The 24,464-nt window shown below is 37.8% G+C and carries 27 protein-coding genes and 1 other annotated feature; of the genes, 19 read left to right on the top strand and 8 right to left on the bottom strand.

The features are described 5' to 3' along the window. Positions 1-75: 75 nt before the first annotated feature. The 8 genes from EDD71_RS03085 (at position 76) to asnA (ending at position 7,858) form a co-directional block, all read left to right on the top strand. On the top strand, positions 76-2,211 hold the full coding sequence (locus tag EDD71_RS03085; RefSeq protein WP_133627274.1) for a hydantoinase/oxoprolinase family protein: 2,136 nt from the start codon (positions 76-78) through the stop codon (positions 2,209-2,211). Next, on the top strand, positions 2,208-2,873 hold the full coding sequence (locus tag EDD71_RS03080) for a hypothetical protein (protein WP_133627273.1): 666 nt from the start codon (positions 2,208-2,210) through the stop codon (positions 2,871-2,873). The genes EDD71_RS03085 and EDD71_RS03080 overlap by 4 nt, the downstream gene beginning before the upstream one ends. After that, entirely contained in the window at positions 2,866-3,813 is a 948-nt protein-coding gene (locus EDD71_RS03075; RefSeq protein ID WP_133627272.1) for a sugar kinase, read from the top strand. Before EDD71_RS03080 ends, EDD71_RS03075 begins: the two co-directional genes overlap by 8 nt. Before the next feature lies 1 nt (position 3,814). Then, a complete protein-coding gene (locus EDD71_RS03070; RefSeq protein WP_133627271.1) occupies positions 3,815-4,129 on the top strand; it encodes an orotidine 5'-phosphate decarboxylase / HUMPS family protein in 315 nt (104 codons plus the stop codon). 19 nt (positions 4,130-4,148) lie between these two features. Beyond that, on the top strand, positions 4,149-4,433 hold the full coding sequence (locus tag EDD71_RS03065; protein ID WP_166636312.1) for a hypothetical protein: 285 nt from the start codon (positions 4,149-4,151) through the stop codon (positions 4,431-4,433). 75 nt (positions 4,434-4,508) lie between these two features. Beyond that, the gene (gene hxlB, locus EDD71_RS03060) at positions 4,509-4,973 is read left to right on the top strand and encodes a 6-phospho-3-hexuloisomerase (RefSeq protein ID WP_341472330.1); all 465 of its coding nucleotides are present in this window, start codon (positions 4,509-4,511) and stop codon (positions 4,971-4,973) included. Between the two features lie 1,042 nt (positions 4,974-6,015). After that, entirely contained in the window at positions 6,016-6,303 is a 288-nt protein-coding gene (locus tag EDD71_RS03055; RefSeq protein ID WP_133627269.1) for a M48 metallopeptidase family protein, read from the top strand. A gap of 142 nt (positions 6,304-6,445) precedes the next feature. Then, positions 6,446-6,696 (top strand) — a binding site (T-box leader). A 145-nt stretch (positions 6,697-6,841) separates the two neighbouring features. Beyond that, on the top strand, positions 6,842-7,858 hold the full coding sequence (gene asnA, locus EDD71_RS03050; protein ID WP_166636311.1) for an aspartate--ammonia ligase: 1,017 nt from the start codon (positions 6,842-6,844) through the stop codon (positions 7,856-7,858). A 303-nt stretch (positions 7,859-8,161) separates the two neighbouring features. Here asnA and EDD71_RS03045 read toward each other — a convergent pair whose 3' ends face one another. Together EDD71_RS03045 and EDD71_RS03040 are read right to left on the bottom strand one after the other, a co-directional pair. Continuing rightward, the gene (locus tag EDD71_RS03045; protein ID WP_133627267.1) at positions 8,162-8,452 is read right to left on the bottom strand and encodes a YmaF family protein; all 291 of its coding nucleotides are present in this window, start codon (positions 8,450-8,452) and stop codon (positions 8,162-8,164) included. 213 nt (positions 8,453-8,665) lie between these two features. Beyond that, entirely contained in the window at positions 8,666-9,811 is a 1,146-nt protein-coding gene (locus EDD71_RS03040; protein ID WP_133627266.1) for a M20 metallopeptidase family protein, read from the bottom strand. Positions 9,812-10,318: 507 nt separating this feature from the next. On the opposite strand from EDD71_RS03040, the gene EDD71_RS15210 reads away from it, so the two are divergent. From EDD71_RS15210 to EDD71_RS03010, 10 genes are all read left to right on the top strand, one after another. Then, positions 10,319-10,495: a hypothetical protein gene (locus EDD71_RS15210; RefSeq protein WP_166636310.1), complete on the top strand. Its 177-nt coding sequence runs from the start codon at positions 10,319-10,321 to the stop codon at positions 10,493-10,495. A gap of 373 nt (positions 10,496-10,868) precedes the next feature. Next, entirely contained in the window at positions 10,869-11,657 is a 789-nt protein-coding gene (locus EDD71_RS15700) for a transporter substrate-binding domain-containing protein (RefSeq protein ID WP_243116381.1), read from the top strand. Positions 11,658-11,687: 30 nt separating this feature from the next. Beyond that, positions 11,688-12,338 (top strand): amino acid ABC transporter permease, encoded by a 651-nt coding sequence (locus EDD71_RS15695; RefSeq protein ID WP_166636308.1) that lies wholly within the window; start codon positions 11,688-11,690, stop codon positions 12,336-12,338. Further along, on the top strand, positions 12,335-13,057 hold the full coding sequence (locus EDD71_RS03030) for an amino acid ABC transporter ATP-binding protein (RefSeq protein WP_133627265.1): 723 nt from the start codon (positions 12,335-12,337) through the stop codon (positions 13,055-13,057). Before EDD71_RS15695 ends, EDD71_RS03030 begins: the two co-directional genes overlap by 4 nt. Before the next feature lie 248 nt (positions 13,058-13,305). Beyond that, positions 13,306-13,503: a hypothetical protein gene (locus tag EDD71_RS03025; RefSeq protein ID WP_133627264.1), complete on the top strand. Its 198-nt coding sequence runs from the start codon at positions 13,306-13,308 to the stop codon at positions 13,501-13,503. A 299-nt stretch (positions 13,504-13,802) separates the two neighbouring features. Then, entirely contained in the window at positions 13,803-13,970 is a 168-nt protein-coding gene (locus EDD71_RS15195) for a hypothetical protein (RefSeq protein WP_166636307.1), read from the top strand. Between the two features lie 13 nt (positions 13,971-13,983). Beyond that, a complete protein-coding gene (locus tag EDD71_RS03020) occupies positions 13,984-14,400 on the top strand; it encodes a secondary thiamine-phosphate synthase enzyme YjbQ (protein ID WP_133627263.1) in 417 nt (138 codons plus the stop codon). 198 nt (positions 14,401-14,598) lie between these two features. Then, entirely contained in the window at positions 14,599-14,769 is a 171-nt protein-coding gene (locus tag EDD71_RS15190; protein ID WP_166636306.1) for a hypothetical protein, read from the top strand. Positions 14,770-14,821: 52 nt separating this feature from the next. Next, a complete protein-coding gene (locus tag EDD71_RS03015) occupies positions 14,822-16,039 on the top strand; it encodes an L-lactate MFS transporter (protein ID WP_133627262.1) in 1,218 nt (405 codons plus the stop codon). A 161-nt stretch (positions 16,040-16,200) separates the two neighbouring features. After that, positions 16,201-16,974, top strand: coding sequence for an ADP-ribosylglycohydrolase family protein (locus EDD71_RS03010; RefSeq protein ID WP_133627261.1), 774 nt, complete (start codon positions 16,201-16,203; stop codon positions 16,972-16,974). 100 nt (positions 16,975-17,074) lie between these two features. Here EDD71_RS03010 and EDD71_RS03005 read toward each other — a convergent pair whose 3' ends face one another. The 3 genes from EDD71_RS03005 to EDD71_RS02995 are packed head-to-tail and all read right to left on the bottom strand — an operon-like array spanning position 17,075 to position 18,977. Continuing rightward, a complete protein-coding gene (locus tag EDD71_RS03005; RefSeq protein ID WP_133627260.1) occupies positions 17,075-17,740 on the bottom strand; it encodes an ABC-2 transporter permease in 666 nt (221 codons plus the stop codon). Then, positions 17,722-18,600, bottom strand: coding sequence for an ABC transporter ATP-binding protein (locus EDD71_RS03000; protein ID WP_133627259.1), 879 nt, complete (start codon positions 18,598-18,600; stop codon positions 17,722-17,724). The genes EDD71_RS03005 and EDD71_RS03000 overlap by 19 nt, the downstream gene beginning before the upstream one ends. Continuing rightward, complete coding sequence (locus EDD71_RS02995) at positions 18,600-18,977, bottom strand: GntR family transcriptional regulator (RefSeq protein WP_133627288.1); 378 nt, start codon at positions 18,975-18,977, stop codon at positions 18,600-18,602. The genes EDD71_RS03000 and EDD71_RS02995 overlap by 1 nt, the downstream gene beginning before the upstream one ends. A 295-nt stretch (positions 18,978-19,272) precedes the next feature. On the opposite strand from EDD71_RS02995, the gene EDD71_RS02990 reads away from it, so the two are divergent. Further along, complete coding sequence (locus EDD71_RS02990; protein ID WP_133627258.1) at positions 19,273-19,842, top strand: nitroreductase family protein; 570 nt, start codon at positions 19,273-19,275, stop codon at positions 19,840-19,842. 122 nt (positions 19,843-19,964) lie between these two features. Here EDD71_RS02990 and EDD71_RS02985 read toward each other — a convergent pair whose 3' ends face one another. The 3 genes from EDD71_RS02985 to EDD71_RS02975 form a co-directional block, all read right to left on the bottom strand. Further along, positions 19,965-20,168 carry a fumarylacetoacetate hydrolase family protein gene (locus EDD71_RS02985; protein WP_133627257.1) on the bottom strand — a complete coding sequence of 68 codons (204 nt, stop codon included), beginning with the start codon at positions 20,166-20,168 and terminating at the stop codon, positions 19,965-19,967. Between the two features lie 189 nt (positions 20,169-20,357). Continuing rightward, positions 20,358-23,597 (bottom strand): ABC transporter permease, encoded by a 3,240-nt coding sequence (locus EDD71_RS02980; RefSeq protein ID WP_133627256.1) that lies wholly within the window; start codon positions 23,595-23,597, stop codon positions 20,358-20,360. A gap of 1 nt (position 23,598) precedes the next feature. After that, complete coding sequence (locus EDD71_RS02975; RefSeq protein ID WP_133627255.1) at positions 23,599-24,303, bottom strand: ABC transporter ATP-binding protein; 705 nt, start codon at positions 24,301-24,303, stop codon at positions 23,599-23,601. Between the last annotated feature and the right edge of the window lie 161 nt (positions 24,304-24,464).

Genomic DNA, 24,464 nt, shown 5'->3' with positions numbered 1-24,464 from the left:
AATATTTTTGGAAATTAAAGGGTTCTGTGAGTTTTTCTTTGTTTCCGATGAACTATAGGTAAGGAGGAATTAGATATGATAAAGAGATCAGTGAGGGTTGGTATTGACGTTGGCGGAACTCATACCAAGGCCGTTGCCATTGACAATGATACCCACGAGATTATTGGTAAAGCATCGGTTATGACAACACACGACCATGAGCTTGGTGTTTCGGCTGGTGTAATTGAGGCCTTTGAAAAATGCCTTACCGCCAACAATATTAATCCGGATGAAGTAATTTTTATAGCTCATAGCACAACTCAGGCAACTAATGCTTTGCTTGAAGGAGACGTTGCTGAGGTCGGAATCATAGGAATAGGTGCAGGAGGGCTAGAGGGATTCTTGACTAAAAGACAAACAAGAATTCCAGACATTGATTTAGGAACAGGAAGAATCATTAAAACTCATCATACATACTTAAAGAAAAAAGAAGTCAACGAAAATACAATAACTGCAGCTGTTAAAGAGCTTACTGACAAGGGTGCAACTGTTATTGTTGCCTCAAAGGCTTTTGGGGTTGACGATATAAGTGAGGAAGAGCAGGTTCAGAAGATTGCAGAAAAGAGAAACATACCTGTAACTGCTGCATCAGATATTAGTAAGCTTTATGGACTTACAAGAAGAACAAGAACAGCTGCAATAAACGCAAGTATTCTTCCAAAGATGCTTGAAACTGCAACAAGTACGGAAAAGAGCGTTAGGAAGGCAGGAATAAAGGTTCCTCTTATGATAATGCGTGGAGACGGTGGTGTTATGGACATTTCTGAAATGAAGAAGCGTCCTGTTCTTACAATGCTTTCAGGGCCTGCTGCCAGTGTTGTTGGAGCCCTTATGTACCTTAGGGCATCAAATGGTATTTACTTTGAAGTTGGTGGAACAAGTACAAACATTGGTGTTATAAAAAACGGAAGGCCAGCAGTTGATTACTCAATAGTTGGAGGGCATTCAACATATATAAGTTCTCTTGATGTAAGAGTCTTGGGGGTTGCTGGTGGAAGTATGGTAAGGGCAAACTCAAGGGGAATTGTGGACGTGGGACCAAGAAGTGCCCATATAGCAGGTATGCCATATGCAGTTTACACTCCGGAGGAGGAAATAGTTGACCCTCAGGTTGAATTCTTCTCACCTAAAAAAGGTGATCCGGCGGATTATGTTGCTATAAAGCTTAAAAACGGCAAGAGGGTAACAATCACAAACAGCTGTGCTGCAAACGTATTTGGAATTGTAACGCCTGAGGACTATTCTTATGGTAATGTAAATTCAGCAAGAAAGGCAATGGAACCCCTTGCAAAGCTTCTTGGAACAACCGTTGAGGAAGTTGCAAGGCAGATACTTCAAAAGTCCTTTGAAAAGATTAAGCCGGTTATAGAGGCTCTTGCGGAAAAGTATAAACTTGAAAGGGAGCAGATTTCCCTTGTTGGTGTTGGTGGAGGAGCCTCAGCACTGCTTCCATTTACAGCAAAGAATATGAACCTTGAATACAGTATACCTGAAAATGCAGAGGTAATATCCTCAATAGGTGTTGCTCTTGCCATGGTCAGGGATGTTGTTGAGAGAGTTATACCAAACCCAACCTCAAAGGATATTTCAGAGCTTAAAAGAGAAGCGGCGGAAATGGCAATTGCAAGCGGTGCTGTTCCAGACAGCATAGAGGTTCAGATAGAAATTGATCCTCAAACTTCAAAAATAACAGCAATAGCCTTAGGTTCCACAGAAGTTCAGACCACAGACCTTCTTAAGGCCTGCACAGAGGATGAGGCCAGGGAAATAGCAGCCAAGTCTATGGGAATATCGATGGATAAGGTGAAGCTTGAATGCAACAACAACGTATTCTATGTATTCTCAGGGGTAAAGGATGAGAAACCGGATAAGAAGCAAATAAGAGTTATTGATAAGAAGGGCTTTATAAAAATTCAAAGGGGAGACGGAGTAGGAAAGCTTTGCAGAGTAGCGGATCTTAACAATCTTGTAACTGGAATGTGGGATACCCTGTCGGTTTACAAGAGCGATATAAGGCTAACACCTGATTTTTACTTATGTATTGGAGGAAAGGTGCTTGATTATTCTGGAATGATGAGCCTTGATCAGCTATTCATGGTTATGGAAACAGAAACAATGCTACTTCAGCCGGAAGATATGGTAATAATCGTTGGAGCTAAGAATGACTTATGATTAAAGACATGGTCAGAGAGTTAAAGAATATAGATAAAAATATCTGGGGGCTTTACACCTTTAAGAGGGAACCCCTTAACAATAAAATTTCCCAAGGTGAAAAGCTTGTGATGATTGAAAGGGCTAACGAGTGTGGACATCAAGAGGCCATTAAGATAATAAACAAATATGGAAAAAGGTCCTGCCGTGAATATGCAAAGCTTCTTGGAATAAGCATTTCAGAGCTTGATAACGGTAAGAGTGGGGATTACATTTTGTTTGCTAAGTTTAATTCTCCCAATAAGATAACCGTATATATGGATAATGTTAAAAAGACAAAGGAAATAGTTACGGAGCAAAATCTCAATCTTCTTATAGATGAAGTTAAGATTGATGATGTTCTTATAGCCCATGAAATGTTTCATTTTATTGAGGACAATAACAGGGAAATATATACAAGAAAAACAGAAATAATGCTGTGGAAGTTTGGACCCATAAAATACAAATCAAAACTTGTGGCTCTTGGTGAAATTGCAGCTATGGCCTTTGCAAAGGAACTTCTAGGCCTTAGCTATTACCCAAATTTATTTGATATATTGCTTTTATATCCACATGATGAAAAAAGAGCAAAGGCACTTTATGACGAGTTGTATGCAATGAAAGGAGATGATCGCAATGCCTGAGATTATATTAGTAGGCGAACCTATGGCAATGTTTATTGCGGATTATGTTGGCAAGCTTGAGGATGTTGAGAAGTTTACAAGATCCCTAGCGGGGGCGGAGGTTAATGTTTGTATAGGTCTAAAGAGGCTTGGTTATGATGTTAGCTACGTAACAAAGCTTGGGGTAGACCCCTTCGGAAAGTATATTAAAAATTTCCTGGATAATGAGGGGATAGACACAAAATATATAACCTTTGATTCAAATTATCCAACAGCCTTCCAGATGAAAAGCAAAGTTGAAACCGGAGACCCAGAAGTTGTTTATTTTAGAAAGGGTTCTGCAGCATCCCATATGAGCAAGGAGGATATTGATAGGATAGACTTTGAGAGCGTAAGGCACGTTCACGTTACAGGAATACCTCCGGCCCTTTCTCTAAGTTGTAGGGAAGCCACCTATAGACTGATTAAAAAGGCAAGGGAGAAGGGGCTGTTTATAACCTTTGATCCGAATTTAAGACCTTCACTTTGGCCAAGCAAGGAGGAAATGGTCAGGGTTATAAACGACATTGCATCCAAGTGCGACATGGTGCTTCCTGGAATTTCTGAGGGAGTAATGCTTACGGGAAGCGAGAATCCGAATGAGATTGCAGACTTCTATCTGAAGCTTGGGGTTAAAATCGTAATCGTTAAGATTGGAGAAAAGGGTGCATTTGTTAAGACAAGAGAGGAGTCCTATACAGTACCAGGCTTTAAGGTTCCAATGGTAGTAGATACTGTTGGAGCGGGAGACGGATTTGCTGTTGGTATTATAAGCGGGCTTCTGGAGAAATTACCACTTAGAGATGCAGTAGTAAGAGGTAATGCCATAGGATCCCTTCAGGTAATGGTGCCTGGTGACAACGAAGGATTACCAGATAGAGCAAAACTCAATCAATATTTAAAAGAACAGGCGAGGGGATAGAATGCAAATACAACTTGCAATAGATAGGGTAAGTATTGAGAGGGCTAAGGAAATAGGAAGAGAAGCGTGCCCTTATGTAGATATAATTGAAGTTGGTACTTCATTGATAAAGGATTTTGGAATGAACTCCATAAGGGAACTAAAGGAGACATTTCCGGATAAGGTTATTCTGGCTGATATAAAAACAATTGATGAAGGTGCCTATGAATTCAAGGCTGCTTATAACAGTGGTGCAGACATTGCAACGGTTATGGGTGCAGAATCAATTGATACTACTTTAAGGGTATGCTACAAAATTAGCAAAGGAATTTCATAAAATCATGCTAATTGATCTTTTGGAAGTGGAGGATACTAAATTACAGAAGCTTAAGGAATTTACAGAGGCTATATTTTGTGTCCACCTATCCACAGATTCTGTAGGAGGTAACATAATCTCTCTTATAGAGGAATTCAAGGATAAGTTTTCCGAGATAACTAGAATAGCGGTAGCTGGAGGAGGCAGTTATCAAACTATAGCAGAAATAAAAGAAGCAAATGTGGATATCGTTACAATTGGCGGGGCTATAACGAAAGCACCGAATATAGCAGACGCTGCTAGGAAGTTTAGGGAGATGATATAGATGGATACGCTAAATGTAATACTTAATGAAATTAATTCTGTCATATCAAAGGTAGACAGAGCATAGCTTGAAGAAATTGTAAATTTCATATTCAAAGATAAAAGAATATTTGTAGATGTAGAAGGCCGTTCAGGTCTTATGGGAAAAGGCTTTGCCATGAGGCTCATGCATCTTGGCTATACGGTATATTCTGTAGGAGAAACTATAACTCCGGCCGTTGATAAGGGCGATATATACTTTTCAATATCAAGTTCAGGCGAGAGCGATAATGTGGTTGTAAACACCAAAAAGGCAAAGAATAAGGATTGCCATGTAATTGTTGTTACAAGCAAAGAAATATCAACTCTTGCAGCTTTGGCAGAGAAAGTATTAATAGTTCCAGGAACTACAAAGGGGGATGACGGAGAGCAGACAAAATCCGTTCAGCTGCTTAGTTCCCTTTTCGATCAAAGCCTGCACATAGTACTTGACGCATTATGCCTGATGCTAAGCTACAAGAATAATATTTCAAATAGTGAGGCTACCTCCAAACACTGGTAGGGAAGAAGGTGGCGTGTTCTTAATCTTAAGGATATGCCATCTTTTTGAATGATATTTTTAAGATGTTTTTGCAACGGCCTCTCTCCAGTTATGAACTAAAAAATATTTCCTGAGGATTTCATCACGAAACATTTCTATTATTTCTATTTTTAAGGGAAACAGTACCAGCATTTCAAAAATAACCACAAAAAAGGATAGAGAATTCCAATTTGAGAAAAAGGATGAAGGCTGGGCATCTATTTCTCCGATAAAAGTATGGAGCCCTCTATAAAGCCTATAGGTAATCAGAAATAACATTTACCTATTATTTAAAGGAAAAGAATGAGATTGTAAAAGTGGACTTCATATTCAGGGATAGTGAAAGCTACTATGTATTAAAAATAGCAAGTATATAGTCTTCACTGTGTAAAAATTAAGTTTAACGCACTGGAGTTTTAAGAGAAGTCTATAAGAATATGATGGCAGCTGTAAAGGCTCGATAATAACTTATTCATTTTCTTGCAACAAAACTGCCACAAAGCCATCTTATAGTAAAATCAATCCTATTGAAGAGCGTGTTAAATCCCTTGTAGATTATGGAACAATTCACAAGGTCAAGCAGATCAGGTTGTAGAGACTCTTACGGCAAATATGGGACAATTTAGTCTTCGGATAGGAAAAAGAAACCAAGAGGGTAATGCTAAGGAACAGCAGGGCAATACTTCTCAAGACAATATTGCGGAATATAATCGGAACAATAAACAGATACCGAGACAAAATACAAGAAGAGATAATACCCTAGATAAATTAATTTCTGACGGGGTAATTACACAAGCTCAGGTTATGCCGTAATGTAGGCGGTAGGCTTGGTTTCGGTCAACGAAACGCTAATACCCAAGGTAATACTTCTACTTCTAATGGCAAATCAAACAAATAAGAGCACTACAAGCCATTAGGCTTCTTACATATGAAATAAAAGGACGATATGCTGTTAATCCATCGGGCTTTGGTTTACATGCATGGTACTAAAATGATGTGAAACCAGTTTAGTCTTTTGCTTTATATGTTAGTTTCAATAAAAATTCCCCGCTTATGGGAAAGGTTTAGGGTAGTAGTAAAGGAACAAAAAAGCATTTGGGGAAGCTGCTCCAGCAGGGGAAATATAAATTTTAACTGGAGGCTTATAATGGCCCCCTTGTCTGTAATTGATTATGTTGTTATACATGAGCTTTGTCATCTTAAGCACCAGGATCATTCAAGTAAGTTTTGGAGTTTGGTTGAGTACGTTATGCCGGACTATAAGGAGAAAAAGAAGTGGCTCAGGGAGAATGGGGGAAGATTAAAGTTATAAAAATTTATGATAATACTATGCATGAGTTTGATGCTAAAAATTGATAAAGTATATGATGCATAAAAATGTTAAGCGAAAAATGTAAAAAAGTATATTGACACAACAACAGCTGAATATTATAATGGTAATAATTTAAAGATAACTAAAAACTATGAAGAGAAGAGTAGGTAAAAGCTGTAGTCAAAGCGAGTTGGCGGTGGTGGGAGGCCAATACGAGGCTTTTATTGAAGAACATCTCAGAGTTTCTAACCGAAATCCTTTTGGAGAGTAGACTTAGACGGAGCCTAACCGTTACATATAGGACAGTATCGAACGTTATTGTTCCGTACTGGTAGAGTGAGCAATTTTGCTAATTTGGGTGGTACCGCGGAAGTTAAGTCTTTCGTCCCTTTTTTGGGATGAAAGACTTTTTTAATTTATATTGCATGGCCATGCTTTATAAATAATATATGTCTTTTATTATATAAAATTTAACGATGAAGTTAGAGAAATATACACATGAAATTTACTAATAGTAAAAATTTAGGAGGCAATAGAAATGTTGAAAAATGATCTTATTATACCTGAAGGATATAGTTCTAAACTTGATCTTAGGGAAACTGAGGTTGCAATAAAGAGGATTAAGGATTTTTTTGAAAGAAAGCTCTCTGAAAAGTTAAATCTTACAAGGGTTTCAGCTCCATTGTTTGTAAAGTCAAACACAGGAGTTAATGACAACTTAAATGGTGTTGAAAGGCCCGTTTCCTTTGATGTAAAAGCAATAGGAGGAGCAGAGGTTGAGATAGTTCAGTCCCTTGCAAAGTGGAAGAGGATGGCTCTTTATAAATATGGATTTAACGTTGGAGAAGGGCTCTATACAGATATGAATGCTATAAGAAGAGATGAGGATTTAGACAACCTACATTCTATATACGTTGATCAATGGGACTGGGAAAAGGTTATAGATAAAAAGGATAGAACTATGAAAACATTAAAGTTAACGGTTGAGGCCATATATGATGTTTTTAAAGAGACAGAGAAGTATATATCTGAAATATATCCGTTTATTGAAAAGATTCTTCCTGAAAGGATAACCTTCATAACTACCCAGGAACTTGAGGATATGTATCCGGAACTTACTCCAAAGGAGAGGGAAGATGCGATATGCAAGGAAAAGGGCGCCGTGTTTGTAATGCAAATTGGAGGAGAATTAAAATCTGGCACAAAGCATGATGGAAGGTCTCCTGACTATGATGACTGGACCTTAAACGGAGATATAATATTCTGGTATCCGGTACTTCAGAGAGCATTTGAGCTTTCTTCCATGGGGATAAGGGTTGATGAAGAAGCTCTTCTTAGACAATTAAAACTTGCAGATTGTGAAGAGCGCAAGAATTTGGAATTTCATCGTCTCCTCCTCGAAGGAAAGCTTCCATATACCATGGGAGGAGGAATTGGTCAGTCCAGAATATGTATGTTCTTTTTGAGAAAAGCCCATATAGGGGAAGTTCAGGCTGGTATATGGCCAGAGGAAATGATTGAAGAATGCAGTAAAAACAATATATTTTTGTTGTAGGCATTAGATATGCTGTTTTCCCCTTTTTGTATACCAAGTAGGTGATTCTGGAAATTATGAAGAGCCTAAAATATATTCCGAATCGGACAGGATTAAGGCAAGAATATTTGATTCCTTGACTATTGACTTAAAGGAGATATTTAGATAAAAATTTATCTGGCTTGATAGGACTGATATTTTATTTAAAGTTTCAGATGTAAAACCCAAGGAGCGGGTTTAAATACTCGCTCCTTAGTCAGAGAAATGTATAGCGGCAGTTGAAGAGACTTTAAGCCATTCAACAGCCTCCTTTTTCGCACTTATCTACATGATTTCATCGCTTGAATAAACCTTCATGCGATGGATATGGCCTGCGGCATATGCTGTTTTCCCCTTTATAAGGTGGGTGTGCCCCCCTTCTGGCAGCGGGACAGCAGGTCCGGTATAAAAACCATATTCATGAACATGACCGTCATCGTAGGTTGTTACACCCTGAATATAGTGTACATGCCCTGGAGTATCAGGGGCATAACTTGTAATTCCAGCAAAGCCGTGGACGTGTCCATGCTCATAGGAGGTTATTCCTTCATAATAATGGGTATGACCATAGGTCATAATATCACCTTTTGCATTAACTTCCTATGGTATAATATTCAGGATGGAGTCCTGAGTTGCAAAAAAAGTAGTAATTTAGGGTAAAATGTCGAGTGCGATATGGTAATGAGGTTGATTTTTGCTACCAATATAAAAAGTGCCAGTCACCGTCGCCTGAAGAAACGATTATCCGATGACTGGCACTTTTAATTTACTTAGGAAGTTATTGCTGATCTATAGCGCACCTAGAGCTCTACATATTTTAATAAATGCCTCTACCCCATGTATTAAAATATCTTCATTGAAGTTGAAGTAGCAGCTGTGAAGGGGGTGAATGAAGCCCATAGCTTCGTTTTTTGCCCCCAGCATCATGAAAAAGCCGGGTATTGCCTGCTGGTAGTATGAGAAATCCTCAGCAAGCATCATGGGCCTGATGTCTACGGCCTTATCTCCTAAAGCATCCTTTACGATTGAGTAAAGGTTAGGGTCATTAACTACAGGAGGGTAAAAGTCCCTTATCTCAAGCTCAATTTCGCAGTTAAAACTCATCTCAAGGCCGCGGTTAATCTCCTGCATTCTTCTTTTAAGGGTGTTGTATATCTCTGGGCTGAAGGCCCTCATAGTTCCTTCAAGTCGTACCTTTCCCGCTAGAACATTTCTTGCCTCTCCGCCCTCAATTTTGCCTATGGTCAGAACGGCCCCGTCAATAGGGTCTATGCTTCTGCTTATAACGCTTTGATAGGCTTGAACCAGATGAGAGGCAATGATGATTCCATCAACACCCTTGTGGGGCATGGCGCCATGGCTGCTTTTAGCGTGTATTGTAATATCTATTTCACCATTTTGGGCCATCAGAGGACCTGAGGCGATACCTATTTTCCCTTCTTCAATGCCGGGGTAAATATGAAGGCCGAATATAGCTTCAACGTTATATTTATCCAGGTATCCTTCCTCAACAATGTTTTTTGCTCCACCCGGGCCCTCCTCGGCAGGCTGGAATATAAGGACAATATCCCTTTCTACGGTTTCAAGCCTTGACAGGTACATGGCAAGGCCGAGAAGTATAGCAATATGGCCATCGTGACCGCAGGCATGCATCCTTCCCTGGTGCTGTGAAGCGTAGGGTACGCCTGTTTTTTCTTCAACCATTAGAGCATCCATATCCGCCCTGAAGGCAATGGCCTTTCTGCCTGAAATACCCTTTTTGCGAACGATTATGCCGGTTTGTGCCGCCTCTTCAATTTCATATTCATATTCCCTTAACTTTTCCTTGATTACCTCTGAGGTTTTAAATTCCTTAAATCCTGTTTCAGGAATTTGATGAAGTCTTCTTCGTATTTCTATTATTGACCTGTGAATTTCTTGAAGTAACGCTTCCATCAGTATCCTCCTTGTAGAAAAATGACAGCCTAAACCTGTCATTGGCGACTGCTCCTTTACAACAAACTTTTGTTTGTGGTACTCTTGACACATGGCAGTCTTTTAAACACATTGGTATTCCCTTTATTAATTTTTTACTACTTTAGCATACAAAAGGTTCAGATGTCAACATAGGTTTCTTTTTCAGACAACCATTTGCTGCATGAACCAATCTATATAACTTCATCCTCGTATAAAAATTCATGGGATGAATATGCCTGCAATATGGCTTGCTTTCCCTAAGGTAAGATATATATGGCCTCCTCCTGCAATATCCTTTGCAGGACAGGTATAAAAGGCTTATTCATGAACATGGCCGTTATCACAGATTGTTATTCCCTGGATATAGTGTATGTCATGGAGTATCAGGGTCATAATACACCTATTTGAATAAAATTTCTATGATGTAATATTTATTTCACACATTCTGTTTGCAAAAAAAAGCAGGAATTTGTAATAAAATGTAGTATGTGCAATTGCATCAAAGACCAGACCTATGGGAAAGTAAAGTGGCAGGTTTTAAATACCTTCCTGAAAAGTAAATCCAGCAGCTGCAGGCATGTTGTGATTTCTGATAAGTGGCTGAAAACTCCTAATAGTACAAGCCTTGACAGGGCATCGCCCTTGGCCTCCGACAGGCTGTGAGAAAATTAAAAATATATACAATATCTTCATTAGAAAATTTGATAAAAGTTAGTTTTTTCACAGTCTGGAGGAGGCAGTTAACAATTGTAAATAGCTGATAAAGTTTTATGACCTTCTGCCAATATTATGCTTGAAACTATGTTTACTATATTATTCACAATGGTAGCATAAAAATGGCCTCCAATATGATTTTTAATATGGTAGCAAAAACTTATCAAGTTTGGTCATCTTATTGCTTTTATGCCAATCCAATTTGTTAAAATTTACTTCACAACTAAAGCTATATAAATGAAATTTTGCATATTGAAACTTGCAAATCTCTTTGATATCATAAGTACATGATAAAAATTAAAAGCTATAAGTTTAAGGGGAGATGAAAATGAAAAAATTTACGGCTGTTATTCTATCAATTTTTTTAACAATGTCTATCTTTGCAGGTTGTGCTAAAAAAGAAAGTTCAGCAGCAAATTCAAATGGAAAAACAAAAAAGAAATATATAATATCAACAGATGCAACTTATGCACCCTTTGAATATGAAGAAAACGGTAAGTATGTAGGTATAGATATAGATTTATTAGATGCTATAGCAAAGCTTGAGGGCTTTGAATATGAACTTAAGCCAATGAATTTTAAAGGTATAATACCGGCGCTTCAGGCTGGTCAAATTGATGGTGCTATAGCTGGTATGAGTATAACAGATGAAAGAAAAAAAGTTTTAGACATGTCTGAAGGCTATTATGAATCAGGCTTAGCTTTGGTAGTTAAAGAGGGTAATAACACAATAAAATCTTTAGAGGATTTAAAAGGAAAGACTTTTGCAGTTAAAAAAGGAACAGCTGGAGCTAAATTTGCTGAAGATAATAAAGAAAAATTGGGTGTAACTATAAAATACTTTGACAATACTCCTTCCATGTTCCAGGAAGTTAAAAACGGCAATGCTGATGCTACTTTAGAAGACTATCCTGTAATTGCATACATGATTAAAGTCGATCCAAACAGTGGTCTTCAAATAGCGGGAGAAAAGCTTACAAAGAACTACTATGGTTTTGCAGTTAAAAAGGGTCAAAATAAGGAACTTTTAGATGCTTTCAATAGAGGGCTTAAAAAGCTTAAGGAAAATGGAGAGTATGACAGGATTATAGCAAAATATATTAAAAAATAGCGGAGGGATAATATAAGGAGTTGAGATAGAGTGGACTTTATAGAACTATTTAGAGAAAGTTTTCCAAGCCTATTAAGTGGCTTAACAGTTACTTTAAAGATAACTGCTTTGGCTTTGGTAATTGCAACACTTTTAGGACTGTTATTCGGGCTTATGTCCATAAGTAATAACAAACTATTAATGTTTATAGCAAGAATTTATGTAGATTTAATAAGAGGAACTCCACTTATTGTTCAAGCCTTCTTTATATATTTTGGTCTTCCCACTGCGCTGGATTTTAAAATAAATGCTTTTTCAGCAGGAGTGGCTGCCGTAGGTATAAATGCAGGAGCCTATATGGTGGAAATTTTTAGAGCAGGAATTATGGCTGTAGATAAAGGTCAAATGGAAGCAGCCAGAAGCTTAGGTTTATCCTATAGAAAATCCATGGCAAAGATCATTCTTCCACAGGCTGTAAGAAAAATGATACCTGCTTTCATAAATCAGTTTATAATATCTTTAAAGGATACATCAATACTATCTGTTATTGGCATAAGAGAGCTTACGCAAAGTGGTGAAATAATAATAGCTTCTAATTATAGAGCCTTTGAAACTTGGGGCATGATAGGAATAATGTATTTTGTTATAATAATGCTTTTATCTTATACGGCTAGAAGCTTGGAGAGGAGGCTTGTTATATGATAGAAGCTAGAGGTATAAAAAAGAAATTTGGAAATTTGGAAGTGTTAAAGGGAATAGATTTTAATGTAGAAAAAGGTGAGGTGCTGTGCATTATAGGACCTTCGGGTTCCGGAAAAAGCACACTCTTAAGGTGTTTAAACAGACTGGAGGAGATTACTGAAGGAACTATAAAAATTGATGGTGAAGATATTCACGACAGAAAAACTGATGTAAATAAGTTAAGAGAAAAGCTGGGTATGGTTTTTCAATCCTTTAACTTGTTTCCGCATTTGAATGTACTAAATAATATAACTTTTGCCCCAGTTGAATTAAAAAAGATGGATAAGAAGCAAGCCGAAGAAAAGGCTAGATACTTGCTAAGGAAAGTAGGGTTGGAAGATAAAGCATTAGTATATCCGGAAAAACTTTCAGGGGGTCAAAAACAAAGAGCAGCCATAGCCAGGGCCTTAGCCATGGAGCCGGAAATAATGTTGTTTGATGAACCTACCTCTGCTTTAGACCCTGAAATGGTAGGAGAAGTGCTTCAGGTTATGAAGGACCTGGCAAGGGATGGCATGACAATGGTTGTTGTAACTCACGAAATGGGCTTCGCTCGTGAAGTGGCAGATAGAGTTATATTTATGGATGATGGACTTATTATAGAAGAAGCTGCCCCGGAACAACTGTTTACAGCTCCACAAAATCCGAGAACAAAAGATTTTTTAAGCAAGGTACTATAATTTTATATATAGCTCAAATGTTAATTATAAAAAGAACTAAAGCTATTTGATTTAGTTCTTTTTATAATTAAGCTCGAGCCAGTACCCACAAAGCTCATTTCATGCAGCCGCCATTGTTCTATCTGTAAATAGAAATTTACATTTATAAAGGCATGTTAAACTCTATTGTAGTTTAACATGCCTTTATAATTATATGAAAACAAAATAATTGGTTATGCTTTTAATAGTTTCAAAGCAAAGGAGTTTTTATGGGAGCAGTAAAATCACCGGAAGAGAAACTTTTACATTCATATTTTGATAGATTAAACCTGGTACCAAGCAAAAATATGGACGAATTTTTGTCTTATCTTTGTTTAAATCACGATGAGGAAGTTGTAAATAGGCTTGAGGATATTATGGATGTAAGGGCCGATGGGCTGGAGGAAAAAGCACTGGTCGTTATATGATTTGAATTTTTATATTGATGAGAATACTACGAAATTGCTGCTGTTAATCAAAGATCTGTTAAACGAAGAAATGGAAATATTTATTACCTGGGAAAGGCTGACTGATTTTGAACAATATTTTTGGTGAATAAATGCATTAAATAAGGCAGGTTTATATGTTGAATGGGAGAAGAGTTCAAAAAAGGAAGAAATCATAGATATATAAAGGAAGCAGGAATATGAAGAGGAAGCTGCTGAAGCTGTGTTTATTATATTTAAGGACAAGGAATTAATCGCCGGTTTTCAAGTTAATTATGAAGATGAATCAGGTAGCAAAAGGTTTGAGCTGTGGAAGAGAGGATGAGCTGTTTGAATTAAGGGAGTTCCAATATGGTACTTTTGCAATGGTATCATTTGTATATAATTATAATATGGATAAACTCTGCAAAGACGTACGTGATGATCTAACTACTATAAATTTAAGTTGAGTGGAGGGATAGCGTGAAAAGTTACAGAAAAGAGCTATGGTTTGAAATTAAAAAGAGAAGGGGTTTCGTTAACATTACCCATGAGCTTGAGGAGTGCCTGCGTGAAAGCGGCATAAAGGAAGGGCTTCTTCTTTGCAATGCGATGCATATAACTGCAAGTGTTTTTATTAACGATGACGAATCAGGTCTGCATAGGGATTTTGAAAACTGGCTTGAAAAACTTGCGCCTGAAAAGCCATATTCACAATATCATCATAACGGGTATGAAGATAATGCAGACGCCCATCTTAAGCGCACAGTAATGGGACGGGAAGTTGTTGTGGCGGTAACAAACGGAAAGCTTGACCTTGGCCCATGGGAGCAGATTTTTTACGGAGAATTCGATGGTATGAGGAAAAAGAGGGTTCTGGTAAAGATAATAGGGGAATAAATTATCGAAGACGATGAAACTACGTCATAGCCATATATTCCAAGAGAGACTTGGAAGTAATGTTATGGATTATGGAGGCTACTTAGCCCGGCTTTAGCCGGGCTTTATTTTTTGTTTAAAATTTAAGTAGCATTGTAAAAAAACATATTATGTAGAAAAAACTTAAAAAAACGCTAATGATAATCATATTCAATTAAAATGAAGATAAATGAACTCTCATATGGAATTAAACAATTTGAAAAGGTTCAGAAAGAGGTTGATAATGGAGTAAAAGATGTTGATGTAAAAATTCCAGGTCCTGAAGTACAGCCTTTATTAGAAAATTCGATTGTTTATGAAATTTTGAGGGATAGGAATAGGGAAGCATAAAAATTCATGGGATAAAATATACTTCAAGGTTCAATGAAAGGAGAGCAGTGAAATGAAAAATACGTTAAAGCGTAGTATATTAATATTGATAGGTACAGTTATTACTCAAATTGGTTTGGGTACAATTTATACATGGAGTTTGTTTAATCAACCATTAGTTAATAAATTTGCCTGGGAATTGAACAAAGTAGCCCTTACTTTTTCGATAACGAGTTTTTCTTTAGCATTTGGAACATTGTTTGCTGGAAGGCTTCAAGAGAAACTTGGCATTAGAAGGCTGGTGTCCCTGGCAGGAATAATAATGGGAGCGGGACTCATGCTATCTTCCAGAGCTAATTCTCTTCCCATGCTTTATATAACGGCCGGTATACTTGTTGGGGCAGCCGACGGCATTGCCTATATGACGGCTCTTTCAAATTGTATAAAGTGGTTCCCGGAGAGAAAAGGGCTAATATCGGGTATATCCATTGGGGCCTATGGAACTGGAAGCCTTATATTTAAATATATTAATGCAAGTTTGATTAATTCAAAAGGGGTTTCAGATGCATTCCTCTATTGGGGTCTTATGGTAATGGTACTCATATTAACCGGTGCTCAGTTATTAAGGGATGCAGCTCCTCAAAAAATTAACGCCTATAATAATTTAGGGAAGAATAACTTTACTTCCAGGGAGATGTTAAGGACTAAGGAAGCTTATCTTTTATTCATAGCATTTTTTACAGCTTCTATGAGCGGGCTCTATATAATAGGAGTTGTTAAGGATTTAGGCGTTCAATTAGCAGGAATTAAGCCCGAAGCAGCTGCAAATGCCGTAGCGATGGTGGCGATATTTAATACTGCCGGAAGAATAATACTGGGGGCTTTGTCAGACAGACTGGGAAGGCTAAGGGTAGTATTATTTAACTTTATAATTACTGCTGCTGCCATATTTATAATGAGTTTTGTACATTTGAATTCTGTGATTTTCTTCGCATGTGTTTCTGGAATAGCATTTTGCTATGGAGGAAACATTACAATTTTCCCTGCAATTGTAGGAGATTTCTTCGGTTTATTAAACCACAGCAAAAACTATGGAATTATATATCAAGGCTTTGGACTTGGAGCACTTTCAGGATCATTTATAGCGGCAGTTTTAGGAGGTTTTAAAGTTACGTTTATGGTTATAGGAACTTTATGTATTATTTCAATTATCATATCAGCCAAAATAAGACCTCCTAAAAATAATGCTAATTATTATAACAACTTACAATTGCCAGGGAAAATTGCTTAAAAAGTATCCTTTTCCAAACGCATATAGATGAAATAGCGGCATTTGCAACTGCAGTATGTTTAGTAGTAACTCCACTTGTCTTTGAAGCTGCAGGCCAAATAATGAAGTGAAACAGAATTGAGGTTGTTTCTAAGATTAAATGATTTTAGGAGGTGGAGAAAATGTTAGGTGCAATAGCTGGGGATATAATAGGCTCGGTATTTGAGTGGAACAACAACAGGAGCAAGGACTTCCCTCTGTTTTCAAGTGGAAGCGATTTTACTGATGATACTGTAATGACCATAGCAACAGCAGATGTCCTGCTGCATCATGGGGATTATGCAAAGGCCTACAAGAAATTTGGAAGGCTTTATCCTGGTAGAGGCTACGGTGGAAGATTTGCATGGTGGCTTGGCTCAGAGAGCTATGAACCATATAACAGCTTCGGAAACGGATCAGCTATGAGGGTAAGCCCAGTGGGCTTTGCCTTCGATACCCTTGAAAAGGTCCTTGAGGAAGCAAAGAAAAGTGCAGAGGTTACCCACAACCATCCTGAGGGGATAAAGGGAGCACAGGCAACGGCTGCTGCCATATTTCTTGCAAGGACGGGGAAGAGCAAGGAGGATATAAAGACATACATTGAAAAGGAGTTTCAATACGACTTAAGCCGAAGGCTTGATGACATAAGGCCCACCTACGAGTTCAATGGAACCTGCCAGGGTTCAGTTCCGGAAGCTATCATAGCCTTCCTTGAGTCAGAGGACTTTGAGGATGCCATAAGAAACGCCATCTCCATAGGCGGAGACAGCGATACAATTGCATGTATAGCAGGTGGAATCGCAGAAGCCTATTACGGTGGAGTGCCTGGTGAGATAAAGGAAAGGGTTATGGAGATACTGGACGAGAGAATGAGGGGGATTGTGGAGGAGTTTAGGAGTAAGGTGCTTAAAGAATAAAAATCTCTTCAATAAATTATTGTGGAGGTTATTTTCTTCGTACAAGATAATTGGTTAAACTATATGAAAACAATATGAGGCTGGTTAGATACCAGTCTCTTTAAAAATCCTTTGATTTATATATCCTTGTAGAAGTTCCAATGGATATTAGTGATATTAACGCAACCGCTGCAAAAGAAAGTATCTGAATTACAGATTTTGGACTGTTTCTTATAAAATTTAAAACTTCTTTGATTAAAGGATTGTTTTCGTGATTTAATATAAATTCTCCAAGTGCTTTAGGAAGTACTATTATAGTCATGAATAAAAAAACATTTACTATGTTCATCTTTACAGCACCAAACCTAAAATATAATGGATAATAAATCGAGTACATAACTAAAAGTACCCCAAAGACCATCAAAACGTTATTTATAGCTACATAATTCTTGGGCATGGCAAACCCGAATAGTTCAGCTAAAAATCCATCAATTATCATAGTGAAAATGCCGATGCATCCAAAAAGAACAACTGACAGATATTTTGCCAGGACAACTTCTATTCTTTTAACCGGAAGGCTGTTTAAGGCTATATGGCAGTTGTTTTTGTCGTCATAACTAACCGCATAGGTTATGAAAAGATATCCTATTGCCACTGCTCCTGCAACAAAACCTCCATTTGTATAATACTTTACGCCAAAAACATAAATTGCAAAAAAGCCATAGATGAAAGCAGTTAATAGAGTTTTCTTCTGTATAAGAATATCCTTTAATATGAGTCTAAGCATTTAATCTCCCCCCTAACTGTATAGACCATGATATCCTCAAGTGTAGGTCTTTCAATAATAACTTCGTTTTTAAATATTTTCTTGATTCTGTCAGTATTATCTGTTAGAGCTTCAAACCCAAAGCTGTTTTCCTTTATTGCTAAAAACTCTTTCCTTGTATCCTTGTCCAGAAGTTCTTTTCCTCCCTTTATTAGGGCAAAGCTTTCAAGTATATCATCCTTTGGTCTTGAGAACACTATGCTGCCATCATTTATGAATGTTATATAGTCTGCAATTTTCTCAAGGTCTGTAGTAATATGTGTCGAGAAGAACACACTGACTCTTTCATCTTGAATAAGGGATTGAAGAATCTCAAGCATCTCGATTCTAAATACGGGGTCTAGTCCTGAGGTAGGTTCATCCATTATAATGAGTTCAGCTCTGTGAGAAAGGGCAAGTGCAAGGGAAAACTTCATCTTCATCCCTTTCGACAGGTCCTTTATTTTCCTGCTGGGTGGAAGATTGAAATCCTTTATATACTTTTTAAAAGTTCCGTCATCCCAGTGCTTATAAAAAGGTGCGATTATCCTTTTCATCTCCAGGATTGACAAGTGTTCATAGAAATAATTCTCATCATATACAAATCCTATTTTCTCCTTAATTTCCTTTTCGTTTTTAATGTTATCAAGGCCAAAAACCTTAATTTCTCCTGAATCCCTTTTAATAAGATTCATTATTAGTTTTATCGTCGTGCTCTTCCCTGCTCCATTAGGGCCTATAAATCCCATTATATACCCTCTTTCGAGGCTGAAGCTTATGTCCTTCAGGGAAAACTTGTCATATTGCTTTCTTAGATTTCTTATTTCCAGAATATTGCTCATTACACTTCCTCCTCATATAAAAGTTTTAACATTTCCTCCAATTCCTCAAGACTTACTCCAAGGGATTTACCCTCTGCGACTATTTCCCCCATCTTCTCCTCAATCATTTTTATTCTCTTTTCCTTGAGCAATTCTTTGTTTTGAGAGGATACAAATGAACCCTTTCCCGGTACCGTTTCAATAAACCCTTCCCGTTCAAGTTCCTCATAGGCCCTTTTCGTTGTGATTACACTAATTTGAAGCTCCTGTGCAAGCCCACGTATAGATGGAAGGGCTTCGCCCTCTGAAAGTTCGCCTCTAATTATCAAGTTTTTAATTTGTTTTGATATTTGTTCGTATATAGGTTCCTGTGATGAATTTGAAATTATTAACCTCATAACAATCTCCTTTATGTATATATTGTATATACTGTATATCGTGTATATATACAGTATATACTTTTCTGTAATAGTTGTCAAGCTGCTTACAGCAGGGTTAATTTTCATTTTATCCATAGGCTTGAGTATTGTCGGTCCTATATCAAAGCCTCTCTGGTGTCCGGTTTTAGGATAAGGATACAAATAGACAAAATAGGGAAGGTAAAATCTGCATAATTATCATGTTTTTTCTTTGACACTACCTTTTGTTTAGAGTTAAGCTATTATTAGTGGATTTATTTAAAGGAGGGGTTATATGTTTAGGGATTTGGTATTAAAGAACAGAAGTTACAGAAGATTTTATGAGGAGCATGAAATCGACAGGGACACGCTTGTGGAGCTTGTGGACCTTGCAAGGCTCTCACCTTCTGCAAGAAACATGCAGCCTATTAGGTACATGCTCGTAAATGAAAGGGATAAAAATGCAGAGGTTTATACAAACCTTGTATGGGCAGGTTATCTTAAGGACTGGCACGGGCCTGAGGAGGGAGAAAGGCCTTCAGCTTACATAGTTATGCTTGGTGATAAAAGGCTTTCCAATAATTTTGACTTGGACACAGGAATATCTGCTCAAACAATACTCCTTGGAGCAGTTGAAAAGGGTCTCGGCGGCTGCATGATAGGCTCCATCAACAAACCAAAGCTTAGGGAAGTTTTAAATATTTCAGGTGATTATGAAATTCTCCTTGTTATAGCCCTTGGGAAACCAAAGGAGCCTGTGGTTATTGAGCCCGTTAAGGAAGATGGAGACATTAAATACTGGAACGATGTCGATGGAGTTCACCATGTTCCAAAAAGAGCATTAGAGGATTTGATAATAAAATAAATTAGCTGGAGCTGTCTTCTGTGAGGCGCTAAGATAATTAATTTCAGTTAACAGAGAGGCTTGAAAAATTAAATAGTTAAAAAGAAAACCTCCTCATGGTTTAATAGGTTTAATGCTTAAATTTAACCGTGGGGAGGCTTTTTATATGATGCGAGAATACGAAAAACTATTTTTACTTTAACCCTGTTTCTCAATCTTCCAATCCCTTCAATAACAACCTCCATAACATCTCCATTCTTAACCTCACTTATTCCTGAGGGGGTGCCGGTGGCTATTATGTCGCCGGGCTTCAGAGTTAAAATGGAGGTTATGTATTTCGGAACCATGGGTTTTTAGCGCTGAAGTCTTTGCTTTGCATATCCCTTGCGGTAAGGTATCATTATTCTAAGGGTTTTTATACTACCTAACCCATCTGCTAAGTTAGTTATTATTTCCATGCTTATCAGTTACACATGCATAGATAAGAGCATATATAGATGTGATTTACACAACTATATATGCTCCCTAATCTTGCCTTAATCCACTGATTTCAACGATTCTACCATGTCTATCTTTGTAAGCCTAAAATACATTACAAAGTTTACTATGACCGAAAAGAAGATTGTAAGTATTGAAGAATATATATAACTTAAAATGTTGATATTTCGTCCAAACATTACATAATCTATTTCAGCAGTTTCAACGATGAACTTATGAAGGAAAATGCCAAGTAGGAGGCCAAGGGCCATTCCCATCATGGTAAGCACCATATTTTCCCTGTAAACATAGGCCGAAACTTCATTATCATAGAAACCAAGGACCTTAATTGTTGCGATTTCCCTGAGCCTTTCAGTTATGTTGATGTTTGTTAAGTTGTAGAGCACTACAAAGGCCAGTACACCTGCTGAAACGATAAGTACCAGTACAACATAGTTGAGGCTGCCTATTATATCCTTAAAGTTTTTACTTATGCCTGTAGTAAAGCTTACAGAACTAATCTTTGAATTTTTTAGTAGGTCCGTTGATAGCTTGTTTTCAAAGGCCTCAGAGGTATCGATGGTTTTTGCTGCTATCTGCTGGAACTTTACCTTCTCGCCATATAACGACTCATAAAGGGTGGGTGACATGTAAACATAATGGGAAACGTAATTTTCCGTAATCCCTATAATCTTTACTTTAGTTTTTTTGGTATCTCCTTCCTTAATATATATATCATCACCTTTTTGAACCCCAAGCATTTTAGCCAGTTTTTCGGTTAATACAACGCCTTCATTGGTTAGGGACACCTTTTCTCCGGTGGTGCGAACCCTTAAAGTAATAAAATCCTTAAGCCTTTCGGTACTTTCAGGAATAACAAGTGTGGCACTCTTTTCATTGTTTCCATATACTGCATAAATGTTCTGTTCCTTCATGAACATGTAATCGGAAATTTTACTATTGTTGCCAAAAGTATCTATTATTTCCTTGATATCACTTAAATCTGTATTTTCCTTTAAGCTTACTATCATATCGTACTGGTATAGCTCGTCAAACTGCTTTGTAACAATGGACACTATTGAATCCTTTAACCCAAATCCCGAGAGCAGCAGTGCAGTACAGCCTCCAATACCAAGTACAGTCATAAAGAAACGTTTTTTATATCTAAAAATGTTTCTTGCAGTGACCTTTTGTATAAAATTAAACCTAGTCCACAGGAAATTTATTCTTTCAAGGAAAATCCTTTTTCCCAGCTTTGGAGCCTTTGGTCGCATGAGTATTGCAGGTTCTACCATAAGCTCCTTATAGCAGGCGGCCCAGGCAGCTGCTGTGGTTACAAGAACTGCAAAGGCTGTTGAAATTACAGCGTAAAAGACATTGAAATTCGTTATAACCGGAGGAAGAGTATATATGATTCCGTAGGCATTAAAAATTACCGTTGGGAACACCTTAAAACCTGCTAAAACCCCGAAAATGCTTCCTCCAAAGCTTGCAAGCATCGCATAGAGAAGGTATTTTGAAGCTATGGATAGCTTGCCATACCCTAGTGCCTTCAATGTTCCTATGTTAATTCTCTGCTCATCAACCATCCTTGTCATAGTAGTCAGGCACACCAGTGCGGCTACAAGGAAGAAGAAGGCTGGAAATACCCTGGCTATGGCATCTATTCTATCTGCGGCCTTCTCATAATCAACGAAATCCATATGCATATTTCTGTCGAGCACATACCATTTAGGCTTTTCAAGTTTGCTTATTTCCTTTTCGCCATCAGCTATTTTTCTTCTGGCATCTGCCAATTTTTCATCGGATTCCCTTTTTTGCCTTTCATATTCCTCTTCACCTTTTTGAAGTTCCCATTTAGAAGAATCAAGTTTTTTACGGGCGGCTGCAAGCTCCTTGAGGGCCTTTGACTTTGAAGCCTCAAGGGTTTTCTTTTCGTTATCAAGCTGTGTTTTAGAGGCATCCAGGGTTTTTCTTAAACTAATAAGTTGAGCCTCTGCATCTGAAAGGTCCTTCTTATTAGCCTCAAGTACAGCCCTGGATTTTTCAAGCTCTTCCCTTTGTCTTTCATACTCTTTTATTATGGCCTCTTTGGCATGCCTTTCCTCCTCTGGCAGGTTTGGGGTTATAGCCAGATATTCTTTAAGCTGATTAATTTCAGGTTCCTTTGCCTCAAGCTCTTTCTGGGCATTATTTAGCTGCTGTTCCGCAGCAGGAAGCTCTTTCTCAGCCTGCCTTTTTTTCTCGATAAATAGCTGGAGATTTTGGTTATATTCCTTTTCACCTTCCTGCAGCTTAACGTATCCATCGTTTATTTTTGCCTCTGCCTCTTTGATTGTCTTATTAAACTCATTTTCCTTATTTTTAAGTTCCTCTTCACCTTTAGCTATTTGTTTTCTGGCACTTTCAAGCCTGGATGCAGCCTTTGCAAGCTCAGATTTTTGTTCTTCTTCGCCCTCTGAGAGTTCCTTTTTGCTTTCCTCAAGTTTTGCATTTGCTTCGGATATTATTTCATCATACCGGATTTGAGCCCTGGCCTTTCCTGTATCCTCAAGGGCATTCTTTACGGGCTCAACAATTTTGTCATATTCATCATCATAACAAAAAAGCTCACGTGCACCTTTAACTGTCAGAAAAACATCGGTGTAAACAGGTATTTTAAAGTCTTCCTGGGGAACCATTATGAAGCTGTTGATCTTCCCACTTCCAATGGAGCTTGTTCCCCTCTCAAAGGAAATATAATAGGGAGTTTCAACTATACCTACAATGGTATATTCATTTACCTTCAAGCTTTCACTTATATCCTTGTCGGTTCCCGACGACAGTTTGATTTTAGAGCCAATGGATAGTTCAGGGTTTAGCATTTTACCCCTTTCGGTTACACATTCCCCGGGCTTTTCAGGTAATCTTCCTTCAACCAGCTTAACTCTGTTTATGTAGGATTTATCATCACCTTTCATTTTATCAATTGGAAGCCCTAAAACTTTAATAACCAGCTCTTTTTCTCCTACATCAACCAGTGCATCCATAGAATAGGTAGGCAAAACGCCTTCAATTCCTGGCACCCTTTCTACAGCCTTTATATCATCATCATTAAACCCCATTGTAGAAAGAAGCTTTATATCCATCAAACGGTAATCATCGAAATACTTATCGGCAGTTAATTTCATATCGGGAGACGTAGCTTTAACCCCTGCAAAAAAGGATACTCCTAAAGCTACTATGGCAAATATAGAAAGAAACCTGCTGAGGGTGCGCTTTATTTCCCTAAAGGTGTCCTTCATTAAAGCGCTCTTCATATCACCATTCAATCCTTTCTACAGAAATTGGATTATCATTAATTGATATGCCGTCCACCCTGCCATTTTTAATTTTGATAACCTTATCTGCCATAGGCGCTATAGCAGAATTGTGGGTAATAACCACTACGGTCATACCCATGTTTCTGCAGGTATCCTGAAGCAGCTTTAAAATGGACTTTCCAGTGTTATAATCAAGCGCCCCTGTTGGTTCATCACACAATAGGAGTTTTGGGTTTTTAGCCAGAGCCCTTGCTATGGCTACCCTCTGCTGCTCTCCACCCGAAAGCTGGGCTGGAAAGTTTCCCATCCTTTCCTTAAGCCCCACCAACTCTAAAACCTTTTTGGGTTCAAGGGGATTTTTGCATATTTGTATAGCCAGTTCCACATTTTCGAGGGCCGTTAGATTTTGAATCAAGTTATAAAATTGAAAGACAAAGCCTATATCATTTCTCCTGTACGCAGCCAGCTGTTTTGATGTATATTTACTTATCTCTTTTCCATCAACAATTATTTGCCCACTTGTAGGAGAATCCATTCCCCCAAGTATGTTTAAAACAGTGCTTTTTCCTGCACCGCTCGGGCCTACAACCACAACAAATTCTCCCTTATCTATGGAAAAGGATACTCCATCTACTGCCCTTATTTCCACTTCACCCATGCGATAGATCTTTTTAACATCCTTCAATTCTATATAACTTGCCAATTTAATCCCCCTTTCAATTTAGACTGAGTAGTACAATTATATATTTTACTTCTATCCTATGGAGATATCAAATTAAACAATGCTGAAGTATTACATCAGCATTGTAGTAATTGACTCTTCGTCAATATCATATCTCTTTAATTATATGGTTATATGGTATG

The sequence above is a fragment of the Fonticella tunisiensis genome (assembly GCF_004364155.1).
In the GTDB taxonomy this organism is placed as follows: Bacteria; Bacillota; Clostridia; order Clostridiales; family Caloramatoraceae; genus Fonticella; species Fonticella tunisiensis.
The sequence above is the reverse complement of the archived record's forward strand: the minus strand, read 5'-3'. Positions and strand labels throughout refer to the sequence as shown.